General features: G+C 38.6%; 15 protein-coding genes. 10 read left to right on the top strand and 5 right to left on the bottom strand.

The features are described 5' to 3' along the window. Positions 1-286 precede the first annotated feature (286 nt). The 3 genes from H4J46_RS11675 to H4J46_RS11665 all read right to left on the bottom strand — a co-directional run bounded on the left by H4J46_RS11675 (position 287) and on the right by H4J46_RS11665 (position 2,171). Complete coding sequence (locus H4J46_RS11675) at positions 287-985, bottom strand: anti-sigma factor domain-containing protein (RefSeq protein WP_182233649.1); 699 nt, start codon at positions 983-985, stop codon at positions 287-289. After that, positions 982-1,512: an RNA polymerase sigma factor gene (locus tag H4J46_RS11670; RefSeq protein WP_182233648.1), complete on the bottom strand. Its 531-nt coding sequence runs from the start codon at positions 1,510-1,512 to the stop codon at positions 982-984. Before H4J46_RS11670 ends, H4J46_RS11675 begins: the two co-directional genes overlap by 4 nt. Before the next feature lie 314 nt (positions 1,513-1,826). After that, positions 1,827-2,171 (bottom strand): hypothetical protein, encoded by a 345-nt coding sequence (locus H4J46_RS11665; RefSeq protein ID WP_182233647.1) that lies wholly within the window; start codon positions 2,169-2,171, stop codon positions 1,827-1,829. Between the two features lie 302 nt (positions 2,172-2,473). Between H4J46_RS11665 and H4J46_RS11660 the strand changes: the two genes are divergently transcribed. The 5 genes from H4J46_RS11660 to H4J46_RS11640 all read left to right on the top strand — a co-directional run bounded on the left by H4J46_RS11660 (position 2,474) and on the right by H4J46_RS11640 (position 8,436). Beyond that, positions 2,474-3,394: a PHB depolymerase family esterase gene (locus H4J46_RS11660; RefSeq protein WP_259365808.1), complete on the top strand. Its 921-nt coding sequence runs from the start codon at positions 2,474-2,476 to the stop codon at positions 3,392-3,394. A 207-nt stretch (positions 3,395-3,601) separates the two neighbouring features. Further along, the gene (locus tag H4J46_RS11655; protein ID WP_182233646.1) at positions 3,602-5,875 is read left to right on the top strand and encodes a TonB-dependent receptor; all 2,274 of its coding nucleotides are present in this window, start codon (positions 3,602-3,604) and stop codon (positions 5,873-5,875) included. 188 nt (positions 5,876-6,063) lie between these two features. Next, on the top strand, positions 6,064-6,732 hold the full coding sequence (locus tag H4J46_RS11650; RefSeq protein ID WP_182233645.1) for a response regulator transcription factor: 669 nt from the start codon (positions 6,064-6,066) through the stop codon (positions 6,730-6,732). Between the two features lie 279 nt (positions 6,733-7,011). Beyond that, the gene (locus H4J46_RS11645) at positions 7,012-7,233 is read left to right on the top strand and encodes a hypothetical protein (protein ID WP_182233644.1); all 222 of its coding nucleotides are present in this window, start codon (positions 7,012-7,014) and stop codon (positions 7,231-7,233) included. 54 nt (positions 7,234-7,287) lie between these two features. Further along, complete coding sequence (locus H4J46_RS11640) at positions 7,288-8,436, top strand: OmpA family protein (RefSeq protein WP_182233643.1); 1,149 nt, start codon at positions 7,288-7,290, stop codon at positions 8,434-8,436. Positions 8,437-8,902: 466 nt separating this feature from the next. Here the strand turns inward: H4J46_RS11640 and H4J46_RS11635 are convergent, their stop codons facing one another. After that, positions 8,903-12,403 carry a PAS-domain containing protein gene (locus H4J46_RS11635; RefSeq protein ID WP_404851785.1) on the bottom strand — a complete coding sequence of 1,167 codons (3,501 nt, stop codon included), beginning with the start codon at positions 12,401-12,403 and terminating at the stop codon, positions 8,903-8,905. A gap of 157 nt (positions 12,404-12,560) precedes the next feature. Here H4J46_RS11635 and H4J46_RS11630 point away from each other — a divergent pair, with 157 nt between their 5' ends. Continuing rightward, complete coding sequence (locus H4J46_RS11630) at positions 12,561-13,745, top strand: MFS transporter (protein ID WP_182233641.1); 1,185 nt, start codon at positions 12,561-12,563, stop codon at positions 13,743-13,745. A gap of 1 nt (position 13,746) precedes the next feature. Further along, the gene (locus tag H4J46_RS11625; RefSeq protein ID WP_182233640.1) at positions 13,747-14,715 is read left to right on the top strand and encodes an alpha/beta hydrolase; all 969 of its coding nucleotides are present in this window, start codon (positions 13,747-13,749) and stop codon (positions 14,713-14,715) included. A 257-nt stretch (positions 14,716-14,972) separates the two neighbouring features. Here the strand turns inward: H4J46_RS11625 and H4J46_RS11620 are convergent, their stop codons facing one another. Next, positions 14,973-15,689 carry an SIMPL domain-containing protein gene (locus H4J46_RS11620; RefSeq protein ID WP_182233639.1) on the bottom strand — a complete coding sequence of 239 codons (717 nt, stop codon included), beginning with the start codon at positions 15,687-15,689 and terminating at the stop codon, positions 14,973-14,975. 266 nt (positions 15,690-15,955) lie between these two features. Here H4J46_RS11620 and H4J46_RS11615 point away from each other — a divergent pair, with 266 nt between their 5' ends. From H4J46_RS11615 to H4J46_RS11605, 3 genes are all read left to right on the top strand, one after another. Next, entirely contained in the window at positions 15,956-16,771 is an 816-nt protein-coding gene (locus H4J46_RS11615; RefSeq protein ID WP_182233638.1) for a mechanosensitive ion channel family protein, read from the top strand. A gap of 191 nt (positions 16,772-16,962) precedes the next feature. Continuing rightward, positions 16,963-18,156, top strand: coding sequence for a serine hydrolase (locus H4J46_RS11610; protein ID WP_182233637.1), 1,194 nt, complete (start codon positions 16,963-16,965; stop codon positions 18,154-18,156). A gap of 708 nt (positions 18,157-18,864) precedes the next feature. Continuing rightward, positions 18,865-23,937, top strand: a complete 5,073-nt coding sequence (locus H4J46_RS11605; protein WP_182233636.1) for a hypothetical protein — start codon at positions 18,865-18,867, stop codon at positions 23,935-23,937. Positions 23,938-24,087 lie beyond the last annotated feature (150 nt).

The following is a 24,087-nucleotide window of genomic DNA, read 5'->3' as shown; positions in this document are numbered from 1 at the left end:
GAAAACAACAATACTATATGCATTTGTGCTTTTATTGGCTAGGTTACCTTTCAACTTATGCAGCTGACACAACTTGTACGAGCTAGTTAAACTTATGCTGTAATCCCGCTCAATATTTTTTAATTATTGACGATGTATCCAACACACTAATAACAGAGCGCTAATGGGTATATTTATTTCAAGGCAGTAAAAAAATCTAAAAAAAAGCGAAACTTGCGTTTCGCTTTTCATCTTATTCAGTACAAATCATGCGGTAAGTGTAAACTCATTAGCGCTTATTAATAAACTAAAGCGTAACCAATTTAGAGGTATATAGCACGGTAGTAGGTGAACCATTAGGCGAGCCACCTAGAGGCTCTAAACTCACCGCCAAAGCAGCAATTTCAATTTGATCAAACAATTGAGGTTTACTTAAGGTCAATTTACCCGTTTTAGGTAATAAGCCTAAAGAGATAGGCGCTCTGCCATCTGCTGGTACTATCCATAATTGATAATCCGCATTAGCCTGCGCCACTAAGCTTTTAGTCGCTTGAATATCAATAGTGTCTTTGCCAATCTCTAGTGCCCATAACAGCTCAGTTTGTTCATTATTCACCAAAGCGAGTTGCTGAGCATCAGGTGCTGATATGGGTTCAACATTGACTAATAATACCGCTAGCACCAAGGCAGCCGCTGACGCTAAACCCGCGATGCTTTGCCATATTCTTGGCTTGGCCTTGGTTATCGACACAATATTATTTTTTTCTGGTTCAGTAACAAACCCTAGCTGCTGCTCGATGCGCAGCCAAACTGAAGCATCAGGTGTCACGGGTCGGATTTTTTCTCCTAAGCCATTTAGCTGCTGCTCCCAAGTGTGGGTTGCCTCGCTGATCGGCGGATGTTGCATCATTAATTTTTGAAAGCGCTGACGAGCAGGTCCGCGCAAGGTACCTAATACGTATTCTGCAGCGAGCGCGTTTTTGAGGTTTTCAGATAAATAATTCATGAGGTTAAGCAACTTTGTAAACTTGTAAGACCGCGTCTTATCCAGCTTTTAACCGTTCCCAAAGGATTATTTAGGTGTTTAACCACCTCCTGATGGGAGCAGCCATTGAAGTAGGCCAAATAAATAGCCTGACGTTGTTGCAGATCAAGCTTTTGCAAGCACTTGTCTAGTAACAATTGTTCTATGTCATGGGTTTTCTCGGGCGTATCTTGATCAACGCTATATTGCTCAATTAATTCATCTTCTTTTCGAATTTTGTTATAGCGCAAAATGTCTAGCGCCCGGTAACGCACTATGCTGATCATCCAGGTCAACACTGTGCCCTTGCCCACTCGGTATTCTGATGCGTTATGCCAAATACGCACATAAGCCTCTTGCAAAGCTTCTTCAGCTAATTCTTTACGAGCTAACATTTTCAAGCTAACCGCATAAAGCTGTTTACTGGTGGTTTGGTAAAGCGCTGAAAACGCCTTTTTATCGCCTTGAGCTATAGCGCCAAGTAAGGCTAGATGCTGTTGATGTTCCATTATTTATGGCTCTTTTCTGAAGGAATAATTTACTGACGAGCAAAGATAATATACTAACTGATAATGATTTACCTACAATTCCATTTAGCTTCAACCGAGAAACCCCTTTTAAAACAGACTAAAAACGCCCGATTGGAAAATAAATAAACGTGATTAAATAGGGCTATTATCTGGCTAAATTTATGACACAACTGTTCAGTATTCACCAACACTATATTGCACAGAATCACTGTTGATATTTAATTGATAATCGGTAAATAGCTTTAACAGAAGGCTTGGTAGGTAGTTTCATCAGAATAAATAGCTTATTAGTATCACAAATTCAACAGTTTTATTGTTGCATAGAGCAGTGCTAAGCTGATAAAAATGAAAACCATTGCGGCCAAGGTAAATATACTTTTTGCTAGCCGATGTTTCATCCGGGCAAACCAACCTTTGGGCATATCGTCAATATTTGGCGTATTAACTAATAAACCTAATATCGCACTTAATAACAAGCTCCATGTGGCTAATAACAAACTCGGTACACCATAGCTATTTTGCTCGGCAATCGAGCCTTTAAGAAATAAAATCACAATAAACACTAAGCAGGCAACAAAGGCAAAATTTAATAACGGCTTGATAATAAACAAACGCTGCGCCAACTTTTTAACTGTCATACTTTATGCCTCTTTAACTTAGTTTTAATGTCACTTTCATATTAGGTTCATGTGATTAGCCACACAGTCATAGCATAGTGTGATTATCTCGACAGCTTAACGTTTTTGCCCACAGACTCAAACCACTAGTTTTATTATTTACCATAATTATCAGCCCTTTTTCTGGACCTAAAGTAGCATTCTACAACTTAATTTTATAAGCCATGCTGGTAAGCTGAAATGATTTTATTGGCCTCTTAATTGTCAGCTTTGATTTTTACTTTTTACTTTTTACTTTTTACTTTTTATTATGGAAATTTAACATGACTAAATATTTATTGATGTTTATCATAATTACCATCAGCTTGTTAAGTGCTAACAGCCTAGCTAAGCCAACGGCATTAACTGAATTTGGCCTTAATCCTGGTGAGCTAAGCGCCAGTTATTTTCAAGGCGCTAAAGATAATAAAAACCTTATTGTCTTGTTACACGGTTGTGCTCAACAAGGGCAAGTGCTCGCACAACAAAGTGGCTTAATGGCTTTAACAGACAAAAAAAAATTTTCGCTACTTATTCCACAGCAAAGCCAAGACAATAATATTCAAGGCTGCTTCAATTGGTTTTCTTCACAAGATATAGCGCAAAACCAAGGTGAAAGCCTGTCAATAAAAAACATGATTACCAGTGTTAATGCTGACCATCATTTTAACAAAATATATATTATAGGATTATCAGCCGGTGGTGCAATGGCAAGTTCGATGTTGGTTAATTACCCACAACTATTTACTGCTGGCGCCATTATTGCTGGCATACCCTACCCTTGCGCCCATAATTTAAGCACAGCTATTGCCTGCATGCGCAGCGGCCCCTCACAAGGCCCTGAGCAATTAACCCAATTAGTGCATCAAATAAACAGCTCAACAAACTATTGGCCTACGCTGTCAATTTGGACCGGTTCTCAAGATACAGTCGTTAACCCAAAAAATTCACAACAACTTGCTATCCATTGGGCCGAGCTAACTCAGTCATCAAAAAAGCCTATTATCTCAAAGCACCAGGGCTATAAAGTTAGCCAATGGCAAGGACAGAACAAGCAAGTGAATGTCGAACTCATTGAAATTGAAAATATGGGCCATGGCATTGCTGTAGCGCCACAAAAAATTGATGGCGGCAGTGAAGCGCCGTTTGTCATTAACACCCCTATTAGCACAATATTGTACTTACTTGAGGCTTGGAAGATATAAATTATTAGCTAAAACCCCACGATAGCAAAAAATAATTTAATATTTAATATATTAAATTACAACAACTTAAATACGAAAAACAACAACATACTACTATAGTACAAATTGTCTTATGGCAAATTTACTATAAAGTTTTAAGCATACTAATGAAGAAATAAAAACAGCGCAAATTAGCGATTGATTAGATTTAAAACATAGGGAGATATTATGGAGCATTACCACCTAAGGCTAAGTGTTTTGGCCATCACCATTTCAGCCGTACTGACCAGTCAAAGCATCTTGGCCGCAGCAGCGAATGAACAGCTAAGCAATGCTCCAACATTGGAGCGGATTGAAGTCACCGCTCGAAAAGCATTAGAAAGTTTACAATCTGTACCTGTCGCAATCACTTCTATTGGTGCTGAAGAACTAGCGCAAAATGGCATTAGTGTGATGACAGAAGTTCAACAGTTTTCACCAAATACTACCTTACAAGCCAGTCGTGGTACTAACTCAACCTTAACTGCTTTTATTCGTGGTGTTGGTCAAGATGATCCACTTTGGGGCTATGAACCGGGTGTCGGCATTTATGTTGATGATGTTTATATTGCCCGTCCACAGGGAGCCGTATTAGATATTCTTGATGTTGAACGTATTGAAGTATTACGAGGTCCTCAAGGTAGTTTATATGGTAAAAACACGATTGGTGGTGCTATTAAATATGTTACTAAAAAAATGTCTGGTGATGTAGAACTTGATCTTAAAGGAACCTTTGGTACTTACGATCGTAAAGATTATAAAGTTGCGGGTAAAATCCCAGTGATAGCTGATAAATTATATGTTGGCTTTGCTTTGGCTGACCTAAAGAGAGAGGGTTATGGGGAATTTTTACAATCTGCTTTACCGGGTCAAAACTTAGAGAACTATAATAAAGATATTTTTGCGGGTCGTATTACCATTGAGTTCGAACCGACAGAGGATTTATTCTTGCGTTTTAATTACGATAAAACCACCGACGACTCAAATGCCAAAGGCGGCTATCGTTTACTGCCAAGCATATTGACTAATGCGCCAGTACCCAAGAGTGTTTATGACTCTTACACCAGTATGCCTACGTGGAATAGTGTTGAGTCAGAAGGCTTCAGCCTAACAGCTGAATATAGGATCAATGATACTTGGTCGGTTAAATCAATCACCTCAAGCCGTGATAATTATTCAAAAACAAATATTGATTTTGATAACACCGCCGAGCGTATTTTTGATGTCCCTGCCATTTATGATGATGAGCAATTTACTCAAGAATTTCAGCTAAACTATAACTCAGATAATTTAGCCTTTGTCTCTGGTCTATACTACTTTGATGGTGAATCATGCGGCCACTTCGACGCTATTTTAGAGGATTTCGGCAAGTCTTTGGATTTAACTGGGTTAACTCGAGAAGTGACGGGTTGTAATAACAGTGAAAGTTATGCTGTTTATGCTCAAGGTTCGTATAGTATCAGCAATAAATTCTCCATGACCTTGGGTGCGCGTTATACCAAAGAAGAAAAAATAGCTAACGTTAATAATGGTGTGGTATTTGAAACAGTTTATCCAGAGAGTGGCTGGGTACCCGGTTATGAACGTGGTGATGTTCAATTCCCTGAAGTGCTCAATGATAAAGAAGATTGGTCGCGCTTTACCCCGCGTGTAGGCGTAGAGTATCAATACTCAGACGACATGATGTTTTTTTCCAGTTATTCACAAGGCTTTAAATCAGGTACTTTTAATCCAAGAGCCAGTGGTCCGGAACCAGCAGTAGATCCAGAAGTGGTAGATTCATTTGAAATTGGCCTGAAAAGTGAGTGGAATAATAATTTAAGGGTTAATGCGACAGCCTTCTACCTTGATCATAAAAACAGACAATTTGTTACGGTATTACCCACAGCAGACAACAGTGCATTAAGTCAACGTTTAGGTAATATAGGGACTTCGACAGCCTCAGGCTTAGAATTAGAAATTGAATATGCTGTAGCAGATAACTTAAATGTGTTTGCCAGTTTAGGCTTGATTGACTCATCTTTTGACGAAGTAACATCATTTGACAATGACGGTAACCAGATAGATATTAGCGACAGCTTCACTATTACTAATACTCCTGAAACTACCGCTAACCTTGGTTTTGCTTATAATATCGAAACATCAGTGGGTAGTTTTGTTGTTAATGGTAATTACTATTACCGGAGTGAGTATGACTTAAACGTTACCGAAAACTTATTAACTCAAGACGGCTATGGTCTGCTTAACTTTGGTGTTAATTGGTATAGCAACAACGGAGACTGGACTGCAGCACTGCATTGGAAAAATATTACCGACGAAGGGTACTTAGTCGGTAACTACGCCTTCTTAGGCGCACAAAATAATGATGGCAGTTATCAACCTGGTTTAGGTGGTGATACGACACTGATTGGTTATTACGGGGATCCTGAAACCCTTTCATTGACCATAGGTTATAGCTTCTAAAATCATGCTCTTTTCAACGCATATAAAGCGCTGGTTTTTACTGGCATTTTTTTAATAATAAAAAATTAAGCCGTCGCTTAAATTAGTTCCCGCTTTGGGAATAAAGCTAATAGACTTGATAATACGTTCATTATTTTCAGTGTGTTGGGCGACCTCCTAGTGTTGTACTCATATAAAAGGCTGTTGTAATGAATCAAGCAAAAGTAATTATCGCCGACGATCACCCCTTGTTTCGCACAGCATTAAAACAAGCCATAGTTGAATGTATTGAGGATGACGAAAGCTTAGAAGTAGACAACTTTAACGATCTACTCAAAGCGGTTAGCCTTAACAACAGCTTAGAAATTGTTTTTCTAGACTTACATATGCCAGGTAATGATGGCTTTACCGGCTTAACCCAACTGCAAAACCATTTTCCCGATATTGTGGTGATCATGGTCTCGTCAGACGACAACTCTGAAACCATGCAAAAAGCGATTAACTTTGGTGCAGCAGCATTTATTCCTAAATCGGCTGATTTAGCCACCATAGCACAAGCCATTGATACTGTTTTGGCTGGGGGGATTTGGTTACCAAAAAACATCGAATTTAATGCTGACCAAAAAATAGCTTTAGCGCACCAGAAACTGGCCAAACAATTAAGCCAACTCACCCCTCAGCAATACATAGTATTAAGCCAAATAGCCGATGGTCTGTTAAATAAGCAAATTGCCTATGATCTCGACATCAAAGAAACTACAGTTAAAAAGCATGTTTCCGCGATATTATTAAAATTAGCAGTAAACAACCGCACATTAGCTGGCCTAGTATATCAGCAACTCATGCTAAGCCCTTCACAGCATTTGAATGTGTCTTAATCTCCCTAAAACAGCTGTAAAGCTTATAAACTCCTCGCGTTTAACAACAATTTTTTTCTCAAAACTTTCATGCTCTTTGGGCGATAGTTACTGGTTTAAATCCCTGGCGGTGCTAATGTTAATCTAGATAAAACAGACAGCACAAGGAAATAATAACACCTGCCGCTTGGCTGTAAAACGAACGATTTTACAGCCATATTGTAGCTGGTTAGCCTTTTTTATTAGTTACTTAGCGCAAGGTAAGCGCTTCAATTAATTCACTGTTAAATGGATAATGACATGAAAGTAAAATACGCAGCGGTAGCCTTGCTTATCACCACCTTAAGTGGTTGTGCTACACAAAAACTCATGACTGAGCAGGAAATGTTAGTACAACACCCAACATTGGCTCAGGCTAAAACCAGCATTGAGGCTGCCAAGCGTGAAAAATTAGCACTCTACTCGCCCGCACAGTTGAAAAATGCCGAAAACATTTATCAAAACGCACTTGAACAAGCTTAAAATAGTAGCCCAAAAGTAAATGATAGTGCCAGCGAAGTTATAGCGCATATTGAAATGGCGAAGAAACAAGCCGTAAAAGCAAAATATGTTTTTGAGGAGGTTTTCAATGCCCGAGACCGAGCGATAAATGTCAATGCAAGCTCAGCTGCACCGACTGCTTTTAAAAAAGCGGAAACGGAACTGGCAAAAGTATTAGCCTTACTTGAAGTTGGGGAGGATGAAAAAGCAACACGCGATGTCAATGCCTTGCGCAATCAATATTTAGACATAGAGCTAAATTCGTTAAAGCGTAATATGCTCAGTGTTGCTGAACAAGCACTAACTAACGCCAAGAAAAATGATCTAGCTGATATAGCACCTAGCACTATGGCGATGGCAGAAGATGAATACCGCCTTGCTTTAGCGACAATAGAAGCCGATCGAACTGACACTCAAGAAGCTAACGTACATGCTAACCGGGCAATATGGTTGGTAAAAAAGGCTAAGGGTATAGTCGATATTGAAACTGCCTTTAAAAATGCCAACTTTGATGTAGAACAAAAAATCCTTTGGTATCAAGATCAACTTAGCCAAGTCGTTAAATCTATTGATACTGATGTTGGCTTCAACCAGCCAAACAAAGAAGTGGTGAATAAGCTAAGTGCAGCAGTAGCAAACGTTGTTGAAGAACGTAAAACCTTGTTAACGGGGATGGAATCAGCCGAAACAAAACAAACTCAGTTAGCAAAAGATAAAGCAGAAGCTAAGATGGAATACGAGCAGGCACAGGCGCAAAAAAGAGCTGATGATGAAAGATTCTCCAGAGTACAGTCAATGTATAGCCCTGAAGAGGCCAATGTATATCGTCAGTTAAACAATGTGCTTATTCGCGCCCAAGGCTTTGCTTTTAAATCAGGTAGTAGTGAAATAGAGTCAAGTAATTTTGCTTTACTGAATAAGATTATCGAAGCCATTAAGAATTTTCCTGGTGCTAACGTCATGGTTTCAGGACATACTGATAACCTTGGTAGCGAGGAGCTGAATATGACCTTGTCGCAAGCACGTGCCCAAACGGTTGCTAATTTTATTACCCAAGTGGGCCTTATTCCCAAAGATAGAGTAAATTCTAGTGGCTTTGGTAAAAACAAACCTGTGGCATCAAATGAAACCGTAGAAGGTCGCGCTGAAAACAGACGAGTAGAGATATTAATCATTAATGATTAATGAGACCTGCGATAAAAGCCGGCTTAAGACTATTAAGCAGGCTTTCTTATTTGAACGCTAGTTATTTGAACACTAGTTATTTGAAAGTCATAATTACCTAAAGATCATAGTTACCTAAAGATCATAGTTACCTAGAAACATAACATCTAAAATAAATAGTTAATTGAACGGTTTTTTGTGACTGAACTCAGCTTTTAAACGCAAGCAGAAATATGCCCTTAAAACAAAGTACAGCAAGATGATTAATCTTGAGGCGAACTAACTTTGCCCTTTTCTTTTTAGGACCAAATATACGCTAAACAATAGCAGACTTTTTACTGATCAACTTTATCTCTGTGCTTAAGATTATCTCGGCGATAAAATCTACATAGTGACTATGTTAAATAGCACAAGGGCTATAAAAATATTCGGGAGAAAGCTTGCTTAGTCGTACACAGAATAGCACTAATAAAAAAAGCAACTCAGCTTATACCAGTAATTGCAGCATTATGCGCTTTAATGCTAATGACTTAACGGGTTTGCGTAAAAACAAAAACTCAGCATCACTGGTATGTTGTCGAACGCTTTCTGATGGGTCAGCAGAAAAAATTATCACTGGTAGTTGCCATTGTTGTGCTCGCAACATGGCTCGCACTAAATCAACGCCATTATTGCCATGTTCAAGGTGATAGTCAGCAATAATAATATGAGGGATAATCTCGCCATTGGCTAATGCTTGCTGGCATGACGGTTGGTCATATGCAGTTAACACACAACAACCCCAATCACTCAGCTGTGAGGCCATTGCGGTTAACATCAGTTGGTCATTATCGAGCAATAATACCACCATGTTATTAAAAGATTTTTTGAGTGAACTTTCGGCTATAGCCTCCAAACTTTTATTTAACTTACCTTTATGGTGTATTTTTGCGTTAACGATGGCGGCCTCACTAGTACTGACGCGCGGTATTTCAATACTAAAGCACGTACCTTTACCGAGTTGAGATTTAACGGAAATTGACAAACCGAGTAATTTTGCTATGCGCTCTGATATCGCCAATCCTAAGCCTAACCCTGGTATTTCACGGTTTTGCGCTAAACGTTCAAATTCACGAAAGATGGTTTTTTGTTGTGCTAACGCGATCCCTGGGCCGTTATCCCAAACCTCAAGCCGTATCATGGTTTTGCTGCGTCGTATGCCTAATAAAATGCGATTATGAATCCCCGCTTTTGCCCCCTGCTTATCATGGCAATAATGTACGGCGTTCGATAAAAAGTTTTGTACTATTCGCCTTAGCATGCGTTTGTCAGAATGCACAACACATTGGCTAACTTGATATGAGAAACGTATGCCGGCTTGCGCGGATAAGGCCGCAAATTCATTCTTGAGTGGCTGTAATAAGTCATCAAGGGCGAATTGACTTTTTACTATTTTTTCAGAGCTACTATCTAAGCGAGAAATCTCAACTAAGTCTGACAACAAGGCTTCGACCACGTTTAATGAATCATCAATGTGCTGAGCAAGTGCGGTGAGTTCCTCACCTTGTACTTTGTTTTTTAACATCGAGGTAAATAAAGATAAGGCGTTAAAAGGCTGCATAAGGTCGTGACTTGCTGCTGCTAAAAATCGACTTTTACTACTGTTGGCCGCTTCGGCTTCAGCTTTGGCGTTTTGTAATTCCTGGGTTCGGCTTGCCACACGTTTCTCAAGATTTTCGTTGGCTTTTTGTAAGGACTTTTCCGCTTCTATATGGGCGGTAATATCTGAAAATGTACTGACAAATCCGCCAGCAGGCATCGACTGTCCACGAATTTCTAATACCATGCCATTAAGCATTTTTCGTTGAAAATGATGGCTATCACCGTTTTTCATATGCGCGATACGTTTGGTGATCATCTGCTCATGATTAGCACCACCAACAATAATGCCTCGCGCAATATTAAAGTTTAACAAGGTTTCAATTGGTAGGCCGGCTTGAACAAAACCTTCCGGATAATCAAGCAATTGAATATAACGCTGATTCCACGCCACTAATCTCATATCCGCATCAACCACACTGATGCCTTGTTCAATATTTTCAACACCCGACTGCAATAACTCGCGGTTAAAACGAAACAGTTGATTTGCTTCATCCACAATACTCACCACATCTTCAAAGGGCATTTGTGCTGACCTTAATACCGCTTTCATGACCATACGTGTTGAGGCTGAGCCCAGTACACCAGAAAGTTGCACACGGGTATATTCAATCAGATTTACTGGTTCAACGTCAGAGGATACTTGATTGACTTGATTAGCCTTTGCGATCAACATAAAGGCATCAGCGGCGTTTTTATCGATAAAGCGCATTAATAAACTGTGAAGATCTTCTGTACTTAACTTACTCTCAACTTGCTGTTGAGCTTTACTAATGAAAATGTCTGCTTGTAATTTTTCACCTAGACTGCGTTGGGTCAATAATGAAACACCAACAAAGCAAACGATATTACTCATTAAGCTATAGAATACGCCATGACTGGTTAAGTCTAAAAAATTGACGCCAAACAGCGCAGTTGGCTTTAACCAAGCAAGGCCAAAAACGCCATCTTGTACCCACACTAAATTAGGAGCTATGATGGGTAAAAGTAAGGTATAAAACCACATCAAACTGCCAATAATTAAGCCAATTAATGCGCCTTTAGCATTCGCTTTGCGCCAGTACAAAGCGCCGATAATCGCCGGTGCAAACTGTGATAACAACACAAAGGAGAGTAAGCCAATACTGGCTAAATGACTTTGCTGATTAATACTACGTTCAAAGGCAAAGGCAAGTAACAATATGGCGATAATGGTCAGTCGGCGCTGCTTTAACAACAAGCTAGAAAATTGCGGTGCACCTTCCTTACTGAAATAGTGAAATTTTAAGGTTATTGGCGTTATAACTTCGGTTGAAATCATGGTGCTAAGCACAATAGCAGAGACAATCACCATACTAGTTGCCGCCGCTAAACCACCAATATAAACCACAATACCTAACCAAGCTTGCTGAAAAAACATCGGCAAGGTAAGCACATAAGTGTCGGCATCAACACTGCCGCCAGGAAAGGTAATTAAGCCCGCAATTGCTATGGGTAAAACAAAAATGTTAATTAAAATAAAATACAGTGGAAACAACCAACGGGCCGTTTTTAGCTCTTGTGGGTGATGGTTTTCTATCATCATCATATGAAATTGCTGTGGTAAAACAAAAATGGTTATTGCGCCCAATATCGCCTGAGTCACCGCAAGATAAACTGAATTACCGTCAGTAAATAAGCCCTGACTTTGTTGCTGAGCAGCTAAGTCGGCAAAACCATCAAAAACAAAAAAAGTCGCGAAAATACCCACGGCAGTTAATGCTAATAATTTCACCACTGAGCTAAAGGCAATGGCTAAAACTAAGCCTTGATTTTGCTTACTGGCAGCAATTTGCCGAGTACCAAATAAGATACTGAATACAATTAATACGATGGTAACGACAAAAGCGGTACTGATACCTGATTGAAAAGTGCCGGTGAGTAAATCAAAGCTGGTGCTAATAGCGCGTAGTTGCAAGGCAATATAAGGTATGGTGCCAACTAAAGCGATTAGCGCAACACTAATCGCTATTTTAGGCGAGCGGTCATAACGAAAGGCAATAAAATCGGCGATTGAAGTAAGGTTTTGTCGCTTGATAATATTTAACATTTTCAGCAACATTGGCCAAGCTAATACCAGACAAAGCATGGAGCCAATATAAATCGGTGCAAGCCAAGCGCCTGTGGTTGCGGCTTGACCCACTGTGCCGTAAAAAGCCCATGAGGTGCAGCTAACCGCTAAAGATAAGCTATATACCCACGGCTTACAGCGCCATTGTTCAGGTGATTGATTTTGGCCTTTATGAGCAACTAAAAACAATAGGCACAAGTAGCCAATAGAAAGAGCGGTGATCAACCACGTATCAATAGATAACCAAGCTAACAAATTCATTCCTTTGTTTTAACAATTGTATACTCGCATCAACACTTATCTCATCTAACATATCATGCGCGTTTGTTGATGTTAGTGCACTAAGGTAGTACTTATTTCCCTAACATCCTAGGGTAATCTAACCCTTCATTGTTAATCAGTTTGAAAGTTATTATAGATGAAAATCACTAACAAATATTTAGTAGAAGCTATTGTTTTCTTTAGTTATGTATTATTTGCCATGGCTTGGGTCGGTGGTACCGCTAGCATGCAAAGCATTATGCTTGCACTTGACGTGCATAGCTTAGCGTCAGCAAGTTTTATTAGTGGTGCAGTCACTTTAGCTAAAATTGTTGGCACTTTCATTGCCGCTTGGATAGCGATTAAACTCGGTATTAAATATGCTTTTTTTGTGGCCAGTTTATTAATCACCATCGGCTTATTAACCCCTTACGCACCAAATTATGAATGGCTGTTACTCAGTCGATTTTTAATGGGGCTGGGGGGTGCTTTTATGGTGGTGTATTTTAATCCTATCGTTTTACAGTTTTTCAAAGCAGAAGAACGCTCAACCATTAATGGCATTAACGCCGTGGCTTTTAATATGGGTACGGCAATAATTTTGTGGCAAATGCAGAGTATTAATCAGCTTACCGGTAGTTGGCAAAATAGTTTAACGCTATTTTCTGTGCTTAGCTTGGCTGTTGCCCTACTTTGGCTGTTGGTTAAAGTTGAGCAACCATCAAGAGCAAGCAGAGATGAAAACGCTTTACCAGCACATTACACTTACCGCCAAGGTTTAACAGAGCGTTTTAATTGGCTATACGGTCTAGCCTATTCAGGTATTTTAGCCTTTTATATTTGTTTGTTCACCTTTTATCCCAAGGCCGGTATTGTGCAAAGTAAATGGGTGATTGGCTTTGGTATTGTCGGCACTATCTTCGGTATTATTTATAGTAAAAACGTGCCCTTACGCTTGCCGGTTATACGTTGGTCGGGCTTAGTGGTTATTATTAGCACCACCGTATTTTCGTTTAGTGATTTATATTGGCTACAAACTTTTGCTGCTATGGTGTTAGGTTTTTTTATATTTTTCCCCGTCACCGCACTCGTTTCAATTCCACACGAGCTACCAAAGATGACTTCTACTCGTATTACCATTGTTTTTAGTATGTTTTACTCAATTAGTTACATAATATCGACGATAATTCTCTGGATATTCGGTCGCTTGGTCGATACTAATCAAGGTGATTACACCGGATCGTTTATTTTAATCACAGTACTGAGTTCAACCTTATTTATAGGTAGTTACTTTTTACCTGAAACCGGTCATAAAACTAAAACACTGCCAGAAGGAAGTTAATATGCGAGGAAATGTATCGAAAAGTTTAGTGCCGTTACTTGAGCAAGTTAATATTGCTATTGGGCAAGCTAAAGCAAGTGGCGCAGCATTTGAGCCAGCCATTATTAGGCAAAATTTGGAAAATTTATCCGCTTATATGATACCAGGTCCTGAATTAGCACTAATAGAAGACAAAATCATGACGATAAATGAGCATAATATTGCCGCGCGCATCTATCATCCAAACACAGAAAAAGCACTACCAGTTTTACTGCACTTTCATGGCGGCGGCCATATGTGTGGTAGCATTAATTTATATGATCCCATTAGTCGTGAACTGGCTATTGCCACCAATGCCATTGTTATTTGTATTGGTTATCGCTTAGCACCAGAGCACCCTTACCCTTGTGGTTTAGACGACTGTCAATATTTGTTAGAAAATTACCCCGCGCTACTAAAAGATCACCGCCATAGCGGCCAACTATATATTGCTGGAGACAGTGCCGGTGGCGCAATTTGTGCCAGCTTAGTGATGAACAACATTGACCAGCCTAATATCAAGATTGATAAACAGATATTGATCTATCCCAGTGTTGATTACACCATGAGTTGCCCGTCAATTAACGAAAATGGCCATGGTTTTCTGCTAGAGGCAGATAAAATGTATTGGTACTTTGGGCAATATTTCAATCTTAAAAATCAAAAGATTAGCGAGAAAATAACTAAGCAAACAAAGGCACTGATAACCAAGGCATCACCTTTACTTGGCGTGTTTGATCGCCGAATGCCCAAAACCTTAGTCATAACCGCAGGTTGTGATCCCTTGCGAGATGAAGGTATTTTATATGCTGATAAAGCCAAACAAGCTGGTGTTAGTGTTGAACATTATCAATTTGATGAACTGATCCACGCCTATATGTTGCTGTCAAAACTGATACCAGAGCAATATCAGCAAACTTACTTGCTGATTAAACAGTTTACTAATAAGTAAGTAATACTCCCTGTCTTATCCATAGGTTAATAAATAATTAAACCTATCTATGCCTTGAATCAAGTAATAGCTTTCATGGCATAATTCGCTTATTGATCAGTTTAACGCGGTAAAGTTAGTTGAGCGAATAAAACACTTAATATAAGCCGATTGACTAAAAACCACCAAAAAAAAAGATACAGTAGCGCTTGGCGCTAGATTGTTGTCAGTCGATATATACTCTATCAATAAACATTTAACATCAACAAAAAAACGCTTTATAGTTCAAGATCAAATACCACACTAATTGACGCTGAAAAAACCATACTCTCTTGTAAGTAACGCCCAGGTTTTGCAGAGCTATCAGCCATACGAACACTGGTTTTATAACCTTCATTATTGGCGCCATACCGCTGCTGAATTTGAGTTGAGTTAGCATTGATACTGTAAATTGCCGCTAAATTTACGCCAAAGGCCTTTGCCAGTAATTGGCCTCTGCTTTTCGCATGTTCAACCGCAAGCGCATTAACTTCTTGCTGTAGTGACTTTTCGTTGGAAGATTTTAATTCGATATTGCGAATAGCATTAATTTTTACCCTTAAAGCAAAGTCCATAAAGGCATTCAACTTCTCAATATTTTTTAATGTCACTGTTAAGGTTCTCCGGGCAAGATAACCTTCAATTGTATCTCGCTCATCACGGTTATAAGCGTAACGCACTTCGGTTGAGATATTTGATGCCGAAACATTTTTTTCATCAACGTCAAAGTCAGTTAATCCGTTCAGTAAATTGTTTACCCGTTCATCGACTTCTTTTTTAGCCGCTAAACTGCTTTTTTGTTCACTTTCAACATTTAGATATACCACGGCAATATCTGGCATCGCCAGCATTTGTGCACTGCCCGTCACGCTAATATGCCTGTTACTGGGTAAACTGGTATTCGAAAAAGCTAAGGTAGAAAAGATAAACAGCACAACACAAGTAAATAATTTCATAAAATATCCTATTAAAAGCCATTTATACTTGCACAGTAAACACAAGCTCGGTGACTAAGTTTCTAAGTTATTGGTCGTTTCTTTTAACAAGACACTATTTTATACAATATAAATGAACATTAGCAGAACAAATTTTTTTTGATTACATCATGACAAATAAATAATCATTAAAGTCATATTTCACTCGATTTGTTGGGTAAAATAATCTACCGTGCACATTTTAGCGCCAAAGTAAGTCGTTATTGTAGTAATTTACTGGACAAAACATGATCGAATCTCTTTTAGAAAATAAATCTTTAGTCACCGCTGTATTAGCTATCGCTATAATTACGGTAAAGTTAGTTATTACACGCTTAATTAAACATCGCGCGAAAAAGAAAAAATTAGATAAACGCTTAAGCGTTAATTTACTAAATAATCTATTCAATTTTGCACTCATTTGTGTGGTGTTTAATATCTGGTCTGTTGAGATTCAAAAGTTTGCTTTTTCAATTGCTGCATTTGTTGTGGCAATAGTGCTTGTTACACGCGAGTTTATTCAATGTCTTATTGGCTTTATTTATGTGGTATCAAATCGTCCCTTTCGTATTGGTGATTGGATACAAGTGGGTAATTATTGCGGTGAAGTGAACTCTATTGACTGGATCAATTTAACGCTATTAGAAGTTGATATCAGTAATTATCAATTTACCGGTAAAACACTTTACATGCCCAATAATCAATTGGTGACATCAGCAATTAAAAACTTAAACTTCCTTAAACGTTACGCCGTTCATCACTTTACTATTACCCGAGATGGCAGCGTTAACCCATTTGATTTTATTGATGCGCTAAAAGTCAAAGCTGACACCTACTGTGCCGACTTTAATGATGTTGCCGTAAGATATAACCAAGTGATTGAAAGTCGATTAGATATAAAAATTGCAGGACCTGATCCTCATATTGAAGTCGCCACGTCAGAGCTTGGTGATACACAGATTATTTTCACTATTTTTTGCCCCACCGAGCGCGCCATGGAAATTGAAAACAAACTCACCGCTGATTTCATGAACTTTTGGTTTAGTGCAAAAAGTCATAACTAATCGTTATTTTTTTAAAAATAAGCCTTGATCTTGAGATACAGTTTCAGCATTAGCAAGAAAGTCAGAACAAGACGTGCTGCGCTATAAAAAATCAATATCTTAGCTAGTTCAGCCCTTATAGCGAATGAATATTACTACTTATTTTCGCGTTAACTGTTTAAACTAGCTAGTCTTTCAAATAGGTTCTCTGCATGTTTTTCCGCTTTATCGCGCTTTTTTTTACCTTATTTTTAACATTCACCTCCTATGCTACTGACCTAAATAGCGTAAATAAAAAGTTATCGGCTAATATCGCTAGCGAAATAAAAAAATTTAGTATTCCAGGCGCCGCGTATGCCATTATTAAAAAAAATCAAGTTTTTGCCATGCAAAGTTTTGGCTATACTGATAAAGCGAAAAGCCAAAAAGTAGATCATAATACAGTGTTTCGCCTAGCCTCAGTATCTAAGCCTTTTGCTGCTACTATTACCACTATGTTGGCACAAGAGCAGCAGCTAAAATTATCAGACCCAGTCACTAAGTATGTGCCTAACTTTACTTTAGCCACCGAAGGCGCTGCAGACAATATCCAATTAAAACACCTGCTCAGTCATTCAAGTGGCTTGATGCCAAATTCCTACGATAATTTACTACATGAAAATTGGAGTATGGAAAAAATAATTAGCCGGTTTGATCGTATTACACCGATTTGCCAGCCCGCAAGATGTTACGGCTATCAAAATATTGCCTACGGATTTTTACAACCCGCCATTGAAGCGGTTAGTGCTAAAAGCTACGCCACTTTGCTCCAAGAAAGAATTTTTTCGCCCTTAAAAATGGCCAATGCCTCAGTGGGTATTGAGGTGTTTTTACAAGAGCAAAACACCGCTAAGCCTCACATTCTCAGAAAACGGATAAAAACAAGTAAAAAAAATAGAGCAGGCAGAAATATCACACGCTATGTTTGGCGTACAGTAGATGTTGAGCCTGACTATTATAAAGTGGCTCCCGCTGCAGGCATTAACGCCAGTATTGCTGACTTATCAAAATGGTTAATTGCCAATTTAGGTCATAACCCTGAAACACTTTCTCCTGCACTAATCGCTGAACTGACGACACCACGTATTAAAACAAAAAAAGATTTGCGCCGCCGATATTGGCGTAAACATTTAACTGATGCTCACTACGGATACGGCTGGCGCATTTATCAATTTGACGGTCATCCTATTATTTATCATTCTGGCTGGGTTGCTGGCTTTCGTGCCGATATTGGTTACTCGCCCGAGTTAGAGATAGGATTTGCTATTTTAATTAATGCAGAGTCAAATGTGATTAACAAAATATCGAGCAAATTTTGGTCACAAGCTCATCAATTACTTGTCAACAATGATAAAAATAAATCTTAACGTCTTACTCAGGAAGTAGCAAAATTGCGCTTTGTTGCTTGCAAATAGCTCGCTTTTAAATAATAACTTAATCTAATGCCGTTTAAGTCAGTAACGAGTACTTAATTGGACTTTATCTCCAGTAAAATTCAATAGCTGCAAATAATCAAAACGGCGTCAATATAAAGTTTTAATAGACTTCTTTAATAATAAAGACACTTTGCTGAAAAATAAAACATACCCGTTGCACTTTAAGGTGTGTATCAATCAAAAATGACACAACAAAACTTATACTAAGCACTTACCCCCCTGAAATTTTCATTATGCTGCTGGCTTTACCACTCTGGCTACTGTTTAAATTTTAGTTATTACGCTAAGTTATTAAAAGTCTAATTAATAGCTATACAAAGACTAAACAGGCAACAAAATTAGGGGCTGTAAAGGGTGTTCTTACACTATATCAGTTTGCATTGCTGCGTTTGTTCGACTATTTTTATTTAATTAATGTAGCGAAGTAAGTCATATTTATTTTTGAAATCTGGTTCATAACAAGCTTTAAAAGGCACTGTTGAAAGTGTCAATGCTAAATTAACATCAGATTGAATCAGACAAGAAAGACTGGTTGTTAGCCTACCGTATTTGTACCTAGTACATTATCGGGTAGTTGTTCATTTTTTATCACCGCCACGGTAATTACTTTTACACAATAAGTGTCTAAGAGGAAGGATCATGGAAACAATGAGTGTTAATGGAAAATTAATTCCTACCAACGATAATGAAAATATCACTGACCAATATCTAGGTCATTTTCTAAAAGTGAGCTACAGCCAAGAAATTTCTGGTCACCCCGTATTTAGTAAAGACCGGGTAGATGTCGAGCTAGACGGTATTTTTAGATTTTATTTACCGCTCAAAAACCTAGTGATTAATGAAGCCATTAAGATAGCCATTTTTGCACCTGATGGCGAAATGCTAGGCCAACAAAATTATAGTTACACCAGTTTAAAGGCAAGTAATGTGCCTATTAATGTTGTTGATGAAAGTCCGGTCTTCAACATCAAAATCAATGCTAAAGTTATTGCTTTTAATATTGACTCACCGGTAGAGAAAGCAATAAAAAAAATTACCGGTAAAGTCATTGATAGCACAGCAGAGCAGGCAACAGGCGGTTTACAAGTTGTGATTATGGTCAGTGATGACCCTGTTGCTTTACTTGATAGTAGCAGTTTTCATGCGATATTTTCTGCTACAACGGATAACCAAGGCTACTTTTATGGTCAAGTGCCGAATAAAAGCATTCAGCAAGCTTTCGGTGTTATTGCAGGTAATCTAACTCAGCCTATTGTGATTGGATTAGACGACAATAGGCTACCCAACAATATTTTATTAGTCTCTGATTTATCAGCTTTAGAGCAAGACAATGACTGCGCCTGTAATGAAGCCGTACCCCTTTTACCCGACAGTGATGACCTAGTAAATTCAGGTGCTTTTTCTCAAGACATAGGCGGTAAATGTGTTGACTTTACCGTGCCTAATAGAACATTAGAAGAAACTAGCTTTTATCATACCGTTAGAACAACAGAGCCTGAAATTAGAGGTTTTACTATCACAGTCAAAGACAGCAAAAAATTTAAATTTGAATTATTTGAAATATCAAAAAATATTTTCACTACCATCAATAAATTAAATGATTCGTTTTCTTCATTATCAATGCAGCCGTTAGTTATAGAAGAAGTTGCGATGAAAGATGACACCGTAAATATGACAAGAGTTATGGCATCGCGGCTAGGTGAAAAAACAGCCCCTACCTTGCCAAATTATATGCTAAAAATGAACTTTGCTGATACGCAACAATTAAAAGTTCACACTCATGACTTACAGAGCATTAATAAAAACTTAGTATTTTCAGACCTTTTAAGCATTCTTAAACAACAAGAGCAACGTAGAAAGAAATTATCGAGTTTACAACATAAACTTGCCGCCGCGTATTGTGGGAAAAATGGTGTGGAAAGTGCCAAAACCTTTTGTGAAACCCTCACAGCAAAAGACACTTTAAATCGCGAAGAAGTTCGCTCACTATTAGGCCATATTGAAAAAAACCTCGGTTTGTTAGAGCTTTCACCCGCCAATAGAAAACACTTTACTCAAGCTATTTTAGCGCTTGAAAAGCTTGTTAATAACACACAAGTAACGGCACAAATGTTAAACAACGCCATTAAAGTGGTAGAGCAAACAATCCTGTTAATCGATGATGTGCCAAATTCAGTTAACCAAGAAAGAATGTTAGGTGACTTAAGGCGATTAATGATAGAACTTGCCAATGCCAGTGAGACAACTCAACTGGGATTTGAGCCTTGCCCTACTGCAACTAAACCGACCACTATGGGGATTATGTGTTTAACCATAGAATTTGAAAAAATAAAAACTACATTAAAAAACACTGTCCTACTTTCCTTACCTGAAATAGCCATGATTCGCGAATATTACCTTATATTTCAGGATAGCATCACCGCCTTTATTGACTTATTGGACGAGTATTATAACTTCTACCGTAATGGCAGCACTTTTGTGAACGAGCTAGTTGATGACTACTTTTACCGCCATTATGATGAAATAAGAAGTCGATTATTGGGTTTAATGAAACAAATTAGTTCGGGCATTAGCCAAATTGAAAACATTGAACAGGCTTATATTGTCAACCATCCCGGTCGAGTTAATTTAACGGTAGAAAGTAGTATTAATTGGGATGAAAACATTACTATTCATGAAAATACCACCATAGCCAATGGCCATATTTTACATATAAAACAAATTTGGAAAGCGGCGGGATTCTCTTTAGGCGATTGCTTATATAGCATGCCGCTAGCGCCATGTCAGGAGAAACAAATTGCCATAGTGGATTGGGATCGAAAGGAAACCTCCGCCCGCACCGAAGCTCAAGTTGTGAGTGACGAAATAACCGCAGATATTATTCGCGATCGAGATATTACCGAGATTATGCATTCATCGCTAAACGAGTCACTTGTCGCAAACTCGAGTAATAGTACTAGCTCAACCAGCGCAGGCATTGGTGGTGGTATTGGTGGTTTTATTGCGCCCGTAGTGTTTGGTGTCGCCGGCGGTATCTCGCATTCTGGCGCTTCTTCAAAATCCAACGCATCACAAAATTCAGCACGAAATGTTTCTGGTAGTGCCTTAAACCGATTAAAAGATTCCACCTCACAATCAGCTTCTAGCGTACGAAGCCAACGCAGTACAGTGGTACAAACAATAGGTCAAAATGAATCGGTTAATGTACAAACTGAAGTGATTAAAAATAACAATCACTGTCATGCAGTCACCATGGAATATTTTGAGGTTTTAAAGCATTATGCCATTGAACAAAAATTAGTTGATGTTCAAGAATGTCTTTATGTCCCTCTACCCATGAGCCTTTTTGATAATCAAAAAATATTACGCTGGAGAAATACCTTAAAGAGAGCGGTTTACGGTAAAGCCTTACATAGAGGCTTTACCGCTATAGAACGTATTGAAGATGACTATATTAATGCTGACTTACCTGATGGGAGCTACATTGATGAAGTAATTCAAAACTTCTCTGGTTACTTTACTTTGTCATTTGAATTAGCCCGCCCCTTTATCCGAATAATAGAAGAAGCGACAAAAACTGAAGAGTATGATCTGTTGATATTATTCCCTTGGTTTAATGGTCGCATGGTACTAAATTTAGAGCGAGAGGTTCCCTTAACTGAAGCTGAAAAAGACACCATTTTTGAGCAGGAATACGCACCAAAAATTATAAAAAAATTCATTGATACACTGCAGTTTGACGCTATTGCTGATGATGGCAGTGAACTGCAACTCGATTTAGATATGACGATTTTATCAAATTATCGCCAAGGTGCCCCCTTAAAAGTCAATATTGCCAGTAAATCTATCCCCACAATTACACGGGCACAAATCAATCACTTACGGTTACGGGCCAATACTAATGTAAATTCATCATCTAAGATTATTCTTCGCTCACTTTATTTACATTATAAAACAAAACATTTAAGTGAATATATTCTTCGCAACCATAGGGTTAATAACGACATTATTAATTCAATGCAGATACAGAACTTATTTGACATTATGAGTGTAACTGATGCAGCGTTAATGTATGTTCCTGCCAATACTAATGAATTACGTAATCCTAAAAAAGAAGACAAAGCGGCTGCTTCAGCATTAATTAGCTTTCTCAATGAACATATAGAGATGGCGCATAAAGTGATTTGGTCAAGTATGGATGCAAGCCGTTTATTTGGCTTGCTAGATGGTTTTATTGCTCCCTACAGTGGCGGTAAGAGTGTCGCGAGTGTGGTTGAGAATAAAATCATGGGTATTGTGGGTAATAATTTAGTGTTGAAAGTTGTACCAGGTGAACGTTTAGACCCGACATTTAGGGGCGTTGACGACTTACTGGCCTATTATCAACCCACCACGGCACCCGATCCTTTTAGAGTCAGTGTGCCAACAAAAGGAGTCTATGCTGAGTCGGTAATGGGTCAGTGTAATAGCTGTGAAAAAATTGATGAATCACGCCATTGGCGCTTTAATGATGAGCCTTGCGGCACAACACCCACAGCAATTAATCCTATTAATACTGGTAGTCGACGCAATGACCTGGGTAACTTACAAGCGAAAGATTTCCCTGCCAGTATCATTAACATGCAAAATGTACCCACAGCGCCAGACCCAACCAGCTTGGGTAGTGCTTTTGAGCTATTGTCAAAAGGTGATGCCTTTAAAGATATTACCGGCCTAACAGGCACACAACAAAACGCACTAGCGGCGCTGCAAACCACCTCAAAAAGTGTTACTGATTTAGCCAGTATTTCAAAAGACTTTGCCGGTTTATCTGTGATGGCGAATCAGAAAAAAGATGGTGCTAAATTGATTGAGCAAATCAAGAAACTTAACAAAGAGGGTTATTTAACCGATGATGAAGCTCATGAACAAATTACCAAGGTGCTTGACTCATTTACCGACGCAGCTAAAAGTGTCACTAAAAAAGCAGACGACCCAATAACAACCAAAGAGATTGAAGATGTTGCAAAAACCTCTGACAGCAATAAAGTTGATGTCGCGGTTGATAAAAAGTCAGGTACCATCACAACAAAATCGAATAGGAGTAAACCTAGGGTTAGTGCAGCCAAAGCACAGAAAGTGGTGCTAGGTTTTAACCTTTCTGATGATAGTGCTTTACCAATGAATGGTTTATTAAGAGCTGACATCAAGTTATTGCTACCTGATGCAGAGCCGGTCTTAATAAATGATTTAATTGTCGAAGCTGGATTAACCAGTGTAACAACACAAATGCCAATAAAGTCTGGCGTTAAAGGTCAGGTGCATGTGAAGTTTTTCTCCGCATTTAATCCTTATCAAGCCGCTAATTCGTCAGCAGATATTGACTTAAATAACCCATTCAAAGGCAGTGTTAGCTTTACTATTACTAACGATGGCCAAGCACTAGTCTTTAATATTGTCCCTAAATCGATAGAGTACACCATCATTTCATCGAGCAAACAAGCGGCAATTCAAGCGGTGAGTAATAGTGAAAAAGTTACTAAAGGTGGAAAAATATATGCCGAAGCAGAAGGCAGTATTCCTTTTATTTCTACTGTAAAAGCTGGTGTTGAAGTCAGTGGTAGTTTAGAAAATGATACCACCATCATCGATACTAATATGGTTGAAGGTGAATTAGGCATTTCATTTAAAATGCGACTACCTACAGGGGGGTTAATCATTACCAAAGGTTAAGGCAATAAATGCAAAGTAAGACAAACTGCCCGTGTAATACTGGCAGTTTAATCAAGTAGATTGTAAGTGACGAGCAGGTGATTTTATTAAACCTAAGATGATGGCTTTAGTGCTGAGTAAAACTCAGTCAAAGCAGTGTTAATCCAACAA

Origin of the sequence: Colwellia sp. MB02u-6 (assembly GCF_014077095.1) — a bacterium.
In the GTDB taxonomy this organism is placed as follows: domain Bacteria; phylum Pseudomonadota; class Gammaproteobacteria; order Enterobacterales; family Alteromonadaceae; genus Cognaticolwellia.
This window is presented reverse-complemented; position numbering and strand designations above follow the sequence as displayed.